6 protein-coding genes and 1 rRNA gene are annotated in these 8,514 nt (G+C 42.7%); 5 read left to right on the forward strand and 2 right to left on the reverse strand.

All coding sequences use genetic code 11. The features are described from left to right. Positions 1 to 53: 53 nt before the first annotated feature. Positions 54 to 1,637 carry an amidohydrolase gene (locus tag BOD01S_RS22050; RefSeq protein WP_036150187.1) on the forward strand — a complete coding sequence of 528 codons (1,584 nt, stop codon included), beginning with the start codon at positions 54 to 56 and terminating at the stop codon, positions 1,635 to 1,637. Positions 1,638 to 1,738: 101 nt separating this feature from the next. On the opposite strand, the gene BOD01S_RS22055 is transcribed toward BOD01S_RS22050, so the two are convergent. After that, the gene (locus BOD01S_RS22055) at positions 1,739 to 2,500 is read right to left on the reverse strand and encodes a glucose 1-dehydrogenase (protein ID WP_036150188.1); all 762 of its coding nucleotides are present in this window, start codon (positions 2,498 to 2,500) and stop codon (positions 1,739 to 1,741) included. Positions 2,501 to 2,660: 160 nt separating this feature from the next. Here BOD01S_RS22055 and hutI point away from each other — a divergent pair, with 160 nt between their 5' ends. Then, complete coding sequence (gene hutI, locus BOD01S_RS22060; RefSeq protein ID WP_036150189.1) at positions 2,661 to 3,932, forward strand: imidazolonepropionase; 1,272 nt, start codon at positions 2,661 to 2,663, stop codon at positions 3,930 to 3,932. A 42-nt stretch (positions 3,933 to 3,974) separates the two neighbouring features. On the opposite strand, the gene BOD01S_RS22065 is transcribed toward hutI, so the two are convergent. Continuing rightward, positions 3,975 to 4,997: a DUF2332 domain-containing protein gene (locus BOD01S_RS22065; RefSeq protein WP_036150190.1), complete on the reverse strand. Its 1,023-nt coding sequence runs from the start codon at positions 4,995 to 4,997 to the stop codon at positions 3,975 to 3,977. Between the two features lie 111 nt (positions 4,998 to 5,108). On the opposite strand from BOD01S_RS22065, the gene BOD01S_RS22070 reads away from it, so the two are divergent. From BOD01S_RS22070 to BOD01S_RS23580, 3 genes are all read left to right on the forward strand, one after another. Beyond that, on the forward strand, positions 5,109 to 5,990 hold the full coding sequence (locus BOD01S_RS22070; RefSeq protein WP_036150191.1) for a LysR family transcriptional regulator: 882 nt from the start codon (positions 5,109 to 5,111) through the stop codon (positions 5,988 to 5,990). A 147-nt stretch (positions 5,991 to 6,137) separates the two neighbouring features. Beyond that, a complete protein-coding gene (locus BOD01S_RS22075) occupies positions 6,138 to 7,190 on the forward strand; it encodes a nitric oxide synthase oxygenase (RefSeq protein ID WP_036150193.1) in 1,053 nt (350 codons plus the stop codon). A gap of 835 nt (positions 7,191 to 8,025) precedes the next feature. Beyond that, positions 8,026 to 8,514: ribosomal RNA gene (locus BOD01S_RS23580) — 16S ribosomal RNA — on the forward strand; the annotation flags it as partial.

Below are 8,514 nucleotides of genomic sequence, written 5' to 3' on the forward strand. Positions count from 1 at the left end.
CCCATTGCGTTTCCCGCTGTTTTTTTATATTTTGGAAGAAAGGGAGTGGTGAAATGAGAAAGCTATGGTACAACGGGTTAATTTATACGATGGAAAAAGAAGGAGAAACAGTAGAGGCTATTTTAACTGAAGGTGATAAGATCCTACAGTTAGGCACAGTAGCACAATTAACAGGATTGGCGGATGAACAAATAAATCTTCACGGAGCTGTCGTGTATCCAGGGTTTGTCGATAGCCACATCCACCTTATTATGTATGGCCAGAAGCTTCAGCGGCTGGATTTGTCAGGGGTGGCAAGCAAGGAAGAAATGCTGGCGATATTACAGGAGAGAGCGTTGACTCTTCAGGAGGAAGAATGGCTGTTTGGTGAAGGATGGAATGAAAACAATTTTCCAGATGGAAGTATTCCATCTATTGAAGAGCTAGATGCAGTATATAAAGGGCCAATCATTTTATCTCGTATTTGCCATCATGTGTATCTTTGTAATACGGAAGCAATGCGCAGGGGCGGAATTACAAGAGAAAGTGAAAATCCTCCAGGTGGAGAAATTGGGCGTAACAGCAAGGGAGAATTGAATGGTCTGCTTTACGAACAGGCGAAAACTCTTGTTTATGAAGCAGCCCAGCCTCATGGTAAGGATTTTGTGAGAATGCTGGAGCAGTCACTTCAATTGGCAGTCGATGATATGTTGAAGCGTGGGATTGTCGGCGCTCACACAGAAGAAATGAGTTATTTCGGCCATTACACAAACCCGCTTACAGCCTATAAAAACGTTATGAAGAAAAAGCGATTTAGGGTGAACCTATTGAGGCACCATGAAGTATTCAAACAGATGATGGAAGACGGAGCTGTATTTGATGAGCCTTTTGTAGAACCGGGAGCCATGAAGATTTTTGCTGACGGTTCTTTGGGAGGTTCTACAGCTGCGCTAATCGAGCCTTATGAGGATGATCCGGCAAGCTTTGGTATGCTGATTCATACAGACGAACAAATAGAGAACTATGTAAAACTCGCAAGATATTATGGGGAAGCAATTGCTGTACATTTGATTGGGGATGCAGGAATAGAGCAGCTGCTAGATGTAGTAGAAAGATATCCGGCGCCTGCTGGAAAACGTGACCGCTTCATTCATTGTTGTGTCCTGGGTGACGATCTAGTAGCGAGAATGAAAAAGCTGCCAATTATAATAGATATACAGCCATCATTTGTTACATCAGATTTTCCATGGGTGGAAAAGAAATTAGGGCAGAAGAGACTGCCGTGGGCTTATGCATGGAAGCGTCTGCTTGATGAAGGGTTTATGTGTGCTGCCGGTACAGATGCTCCTATTGAGGACGTGGAGCCCCTCAAAACAATTTACGCCGCTGTGGAACGAAAATTGCCTGGCGAATCACATGAAGGGTATGGTATAGCTGAAAAGCTGTCCCGTTTTGAGGCGGTGAAGATGTATACGTATGGCAGTGCCCAGGCCATTTGTAAAGAGCATGAGCGGGGTCTCATTAAAGAAGGGTATGTGGCGGATTTGACTATTTTTGACCGGGATCTATTTGAAGGGTCATCAGATGAAATGTTGAAGGCAAATGTAGAAAAAACAGTTGTTGGCGGAAAGATTGTATATGAACGGGGAGAAAAATAACTAACTGTCTGAAAATGGATAAAAAAAATAGAGGAGCTATCCGGAAAAGTGAAATTTTCTGGGTAGCTCCTCTGTATATCGATAATAACAACGGGCCCTTTTTAGTAAGCGCTCCATCCAGTATCAGCTGCTAGGATGACACCGTTGATATAGGAGGATTCTTCACTTGCTAAAAATAGAGCGATGTTCGCAATTTCCAGCGGCTGTGCAGCGCGGTTCATTAATTGTACACCGCGTGTCGCCTGCTGAAGACCGAACATGTCATAGCCTTCGGTAGATTGTGTCAGCCCTGTTTCTACTTGTGCAGGCGCAATGCCGTTACAGCGTACACCTTGAGCACCGTAATGAGAAGCAACATTTTTTGTCATGCCGACTACCGCATGCTTGGCTGCTGTATAAGTCAAGCCGCCGCGTCCGCCGGTAAGCCCGGCAATGGAAGCGAGATTGATGATAATGCCACCTCCCTGTGCCGTGAATAGCGGCAATACCTTTCGCATACTCCGCATAACGCCTCCAACATTTATAGCCATCACACGATCCCAAACCGCATCTTCTACATTTTCTGCTGCTTGCATGTAATCAAGAACGCCTGCACAGTTTACTAGTATATCTACGCGGCCAAAATGCCCTACCGCATCATCTACCATGCGTTTTACGTCTTCTTCTTCTGCTACATTCACCCTTACACCGAAAGCCTCATAGCCAGAACCTTTAAAACTTTCTACTGTTCCTTCCAATGCTTCCTCATTGAAGTCGGCGATTACAATTTTTGCTCCTTCTTCTGCATAACGTGCAGCAATTGCTTTGCCAATTCCGTTGGCGCCTCCGGTAACTAGCGCTACTTTTCCTGCCAAACGACCCATGTCATCTGCCTCCCTGGAGTTACTTTTTCTGTAGTATAAATCTTGGTAATTTATCTTTCAAAAATTTACTCTATCAGATCAATTTTATGAAGAAAAGGGGTACATCATTTAATAAAAGGGAATGAAGAAAAAATCGTAATGAAAAGAAAGGGGGGACGGCATGAATCTACTAATCGTCAATGCAAATGAAGTAATTACGATGGCAAATGAAATAGATGGGCCACGGAAAAAGGAGGCGATGAAGGAAATAGGTGTGCAGCAGCATGTCAGCGTCCTAGTGGTAGAGGGACGGGTTGCAGGGGTAGCGCCGCTGGAAGAACTGCGCGCAGAGTTTCCGCATCTTATCGACAATGCCACGTTAATCGACGCAAGCGGCCAAGTGGTGATGCCTGGACTTGTTGACTGCCATACTCATCTTGTTCATGAGGGCACAAGGGAGGATGAGTTCCATATGTGTCTGGAAGGCAGAGAATATATGGATATTCTAAAGGCGGGCGGCGGTATTTATACAACGATGAAAAAAACGCAGGAGGCCGCATTTGAAGAGCTTTATGAAAAGGCATACATGCATTTGAATCAATTTTTAAAACATGGGGTGACAACAGTAGAAACTAAATCGGGCTACAGTCTAGACTGGGCGGGTGAAAAGAAACAGCTAGAGGTAGCGAAAGCCTTGCAGGCGGCCCATCCTATTGAACTCGCTATAACCTTTATGGGGGCACATGTTATACCGGCCGAATATAAAGGGAAGGAAGAAGTCTTTGTTGATGAGCTGATCCAGTCTATGCTCCCCCAGGTAGCAGAAGGACAACTGGCCGAATTTAATGATGTATTCTGCGGAGAAGGAAGGTTTACACCAAATCAGGCCTGTCGTATTTTAGAAGCAAGCAGGGAGCTTGGGTTAACGCCAAAGGTTCATGCGGATGCAGTAACACCATATGTCGGGGCGGAACTTGCTGTAGAAGTAGGTGCTATTTCCGCATCACATCTGCAATATGCCTCGAAAAAGGGGCTGGAAGCAATGGCAAAGGCCGAGGTGACGGCGGTACTGTTGCCGGGTACTGCATTCTTTCTGCGTGACTCCTATGTAAAGGCGAGGCAGATAATTGATGCTGGAGTACCGGTCGCCATTGCGACCGCTTTTAACCCTGGCTCCTCTCCAACCGTTAGTCTTCCGCTTATTCAAAATATTGCATGCTTCAATATGGACATGACGATGGAGGAGGTACTTACCGCTACAACGATTAATGCTGCATATGCGATAAACCGCGGCAGAGAGATCGGGTCGCTGGAGCGCGGGAAAAGAGCAGATATTCTCATACTGGATGTGGAAAATTACAAGCAGATTCAATATTTCTACGGGGTGAACCACACTAATACCGTCATTAAAGACGGAAAAGTAGTAGTGCGGGATGGGCAGCTTGTTTCGTAGAAATATAGAGGTCAGCCGGTTAACCGGCTGACCTTTTTTACATCAATGACTATTTCTCCACTCAAACCAGCGCCCATGTCCATCAGCAGCAGGCATTACACGTACAGACTGCGTTATCCCTTTTTCAATATAGTCCTGGTGGATACCTGTGTCATACATATTGTTATATACATGATAAAGTGAACGTTCATAGCTTATTGCTTGAAGGGTATCGATGTACTGTCTTTTTAGCTCCGGCGGGAATTGGTTCGCCACATGGGTATGGAAAATGACTATTTGACATTCCACCGGGATTGTCTGAATGACATGGGGCAAAAGAGTAACTGCATCCCCTTCGTAAAAGTCTTTTGGAATAGAATCATTTATTTCTTTTGCTTTCAGGAGTTGTCTGCGCCTTTCTTCATGCTCTGGCCAGATTAGAGCCAGCATCCATTCCAAATCATCATTATTTTTTAGGTCAACGATGTGTAAATCTAAACCGATACGTGTAGTGATAACAAGTTGTTGAGAAACGGATGATGGTAAGGGCTCTCCTCGATTTTCAGCCGAGATAGTAAGGGTGTCCACATTCGAATGGATAGATGGTCCATTTTGATATTCATAATGGTAATGATCCAAACCTAGTAATAGTCCGGAGCTTGTGCCGATTTCTATTAATGCTAGTGGTTTGCCACATGATTCGTAGATATCTGTCATGATCGGGTATAAATAGGCTGCCCGGCGGACCTCGTTTGTCTGTACGAGCTTTGTAAGAAACAGTTCACGTAATTCATCTTGATGCCGCAGGGCAAATGTCCGAAATGGATAGAAGGCCTGCTCCGGCGGCATTGGATCATCTGTCAGTGAGGCGTAGTATGCACGTAAAGGATCTTCATATTTTTTCACTAAATAGTGCATGGCGGCAAAAAACAAATTAGGTTTTGGCTGGGACAGGGGAATGTCTTGGATAAGTCTCATCAGCTTCTCATCATTTGTAATGTCTTTACTTAAACATTCATAAAGCTTGCTGCTTCCTCGTGCCTCCTTCTCCGCAAATTGAACAAAAGCCTCTTTATATCGATCCATCTTTCTCCCTCCTTGTTGAAGATATAGTAATAGTATAAGATTGAATGAATATTAAAAAAATTAAATGATTTTAATTAAAATAATTAAAATTTTTAATCAAAGGGGAGTCTCATGGAAACGAAGTGGATAAAGTCTTTTCTGGTGGCGGCAGAAACGGAAAATTTCCGGCGGGCTGCTGAAATCCTTCATTTGTCACAGCCAAGTATTACTGTGCATATTGGGCAGCTGGAGGATTATTTGGGAGTACAATTATTTGAGCGAAACCACGCAAGGGTGAAGCTGACACCGGCAGGACATCATTTTCTTCCGGAGGCGAAAGCCATTTTAGAAAGAATGGAGAGAAGTGTGCAGGAGGTAAGAAATTATGCGGCTCATAGAAAAGCACAGCTGACTATTGTGATTTCACCATTGCTCGTTGAAACAATCATTCCGCATCTCATTTATCAGTTTTCCATAGAAAATACAGACTGCGACTTGATTCTCCTAGTGGAAGAATCGGATAAGATGGATGCTCTCTTGCTTAGTGGTAAAGCGCAGCTTGCTGTTGGTTTACTATCTTCTCATAATAGAGCGATCACAAGTAGAGCAATCCATGAAAGCCCTCTTCAATTAGTTGCTCCATTAGACGAGTATGATGATGAATCGGGGCAAATAATTGAGGCGGAAGACTTATTTCGCCATTATCCTTTTTTTACGGACCATATCGCTACGGTTTCCACGAGTATGAATCTACTTGTTAAAAGCCATTTTCCATATGCGAGAACCATTTCGATTTCTCAATCATATATCGTTAAGCGGTTTATTCGTGATGGTTTGGGCATTTCCTTTCTCCCTAAATATATTATCCGGAGAGAAATGATGGAGGGGCGCTTTAATATTGTTCCGTTTGAAAAGTTCGAACTACCCACTGTTAAGACATACCTGCATTTTATAAATGTGACAGCAGAGGCTGAACAGTTAATACAGCGAATTATGAATGCCAGTCTGGAATAGGAAAAAGAGGTGTGCAGCGTAAATAAGCGAATTTGTCTATTTTAAGTCATGTATGAAATATACATCTTTTATCTTATGAGTCCTTCATTGTAAGGGGAGAATCGTTACTCTACAATGGCAGTAACAGAGATGTAAAGGATGAAAACAATGACAAATAAGATGCAGGAAGCAGTTGATTTTCTATATAAATATAAAGAAGAAAATGATTTGCCGCAGGAATGGGTTGTAGAGCGTTTAAGAGAAGTAGAACAGAACGGAGAGTATGTGCCAACCACTGAGGAGTTGGTATTCGGTGCAAAGGTTGCTTGGCGCAACAGCAATAAATGCATTGGAAGACTCTTTTGGCAGTCTCTGCATGTATTTGATGAGCGAACACTGACAAAAGAAGAGGAAGTGTTTGAAGCTCTTATCCGTCATATTGATTTTGCGACAAATAATGGGAAAATACGTCCGGCCATCACCGTTTTTCATCCAACACGGGTTCGAATCTGGAATCATCAATTGCTGCGCTATGCAGGGTATGAAACAGATAATGGGGTAGTGGGAGATCCGCATTCCATTGCGTTTACAAATGTATGCAAAGAACTCGGATGGCAGTCTGCAGGTACAAAATTTGATATTTTACCCCTTGTCCTTCAGATAGATGACCAAAAACCTCAACTTTTTGAAATACCGTCAGAACATGTGGTAGAAGTAGTTATAACTCACCCTGCATATGAGCGTTTTGATGAACTGGAATTAAAGTGGTATGCGGTGCCTATTATTTCGGATATGCAGTTTACATGCGGAGGTGTGGATTTTCAGGCAGCTCCGTTTAATGGCTGGTATATGGGAACGGAAATTGGGGCGCGGAATTTTGCAGATTATCAACGCTATAATTTACTGCCGGATGTAGCCGATATAATCGGTCTTCCCCGGGATATGAATACAAGCTTATGGAAAGATCGTGCCCTTGTAGAATTGAACATTGCTGTTCTTCATTCGTTTAAAGAAGCCGGTGTCAGCATTGTCGATCATCATACGGCAGCGCAGCAGTTCAAACTTTTCGATGAACAGGAGATGAAAGCAGGTCGAGAGACGACAGGAAACTGGACATGGCTGATTCCTCCTATGTCTCCTGCTGCAACTCATCTTTTCCATCAACCCATTCCGAATATTATTAATAAGCCAAATTATTTCTATCAAAAAAAACCTTATTAGAAAGACTTGTGCCGGCTTATTAGAAATGAACCCCCTGATTGTAAATACTTAAAAAGCAGAATTATTGGGGGTTTTTTATATTTTTAATTGGCGAAAAATAATCCTGTTGAAGAGGAAAAGTAGTTGCTGCGGATTTCAAACAGTAATAAGTAGATTAAATAAACGGGTAAATGTTAAGAGGATCCTATGCTTGATAGGGAAGTTTAACTTTATAACGAAGTACGCTAAGTAAAACTTTATTGAAAATGGGGATATTCCTAAACTGATATCATCTATCTGCTGTTAAAAGATATGCAACCTACTTATATACCGGCGCAAAGAATGTATTAATATGTGAAATCGTTGTTTTGGAATGGAGGCGGATATTATAAGACGATGGAAAAACTAACTGTGTTTATCGACCAAAATTTCCGAATGGAGAAGAGACATTAAACTTTTTATTGTCTTTTAGGATTTTACCTGTGTTTTTCAAACAAATGCTCTCGAGTTCTCTTTTAAACCATTTATATAGAAAACAAAGGGAAAAAGCATTTAGGTGCCCAATGGTTCCTATATTCTAGAATGGAACACAGATTGAAGCAGAAAACGTGATTTATATTAATATAGGAAGTTATTAATAATAATCATGTAAATAATATTTTTTTGATAAAAAGTGTTGACACTTTATATAAAAGCCTGTAGTATAGAACAAGTCGCCAGGAGATAACGCGACACAGTAACAAATGAACTTTGAAAACTGAACAAGCAAGACGTTAACAATAATTTTCTTTCTTAATTGAAAGAGACAATTTGACTATAAACTAGTCAGCAAATTTTGAGCTTAACTCAAACTACTTTTATGGAGAGTTTGATCCTGGCTCAGGACGAACGCTGGCGGCGTGCCTAATACATGCAAGTCGAGCGGACGTTTTGTTGGTGCTTGCACCGACTTAACGTTAGCGGCGGACGGGTGAGTAACACGTGGGCAACCTGCCCTGTAGTCTGGGATAACTCCGGGAAACCGGGGCTAATACCGGATGATACTTTTTGATTCATGTCAGAAAGTTGAAAGATGGTTTACGCTATCGCTACAGGATGGGCCCGCGGCGCATTAGCTAGTTGGTGAGGTAACGGCTCACCAAGGCAACGATGCGTAGCCGACCTGAGAGGGTGATCGGCCACACTGGGACTGAGACACGGCCCAGACTCCTACGGGAGGCAGCAGTAGGGAATCTTCCACAATGGACGAAAGTCTGATGGAGCAACGCCGCGTGAGTGAAGAAGGATTTCGGTTCGTAAAACTCTGTTGTAAGGGAAGAACAAGTACAGTAGTAACTGGCTGTAG

It is taken from the genome of Lysinibacillus odysseyi 34hs-1 = NBRC 100172, assembly GCF_001591965.1.
Lineage (GTDB): Bacteria > Bacillota > Bacilli > Bacillales_A > Planococcaceae > Lysinibacillus_B > Lysinibacillus_B odysseyi.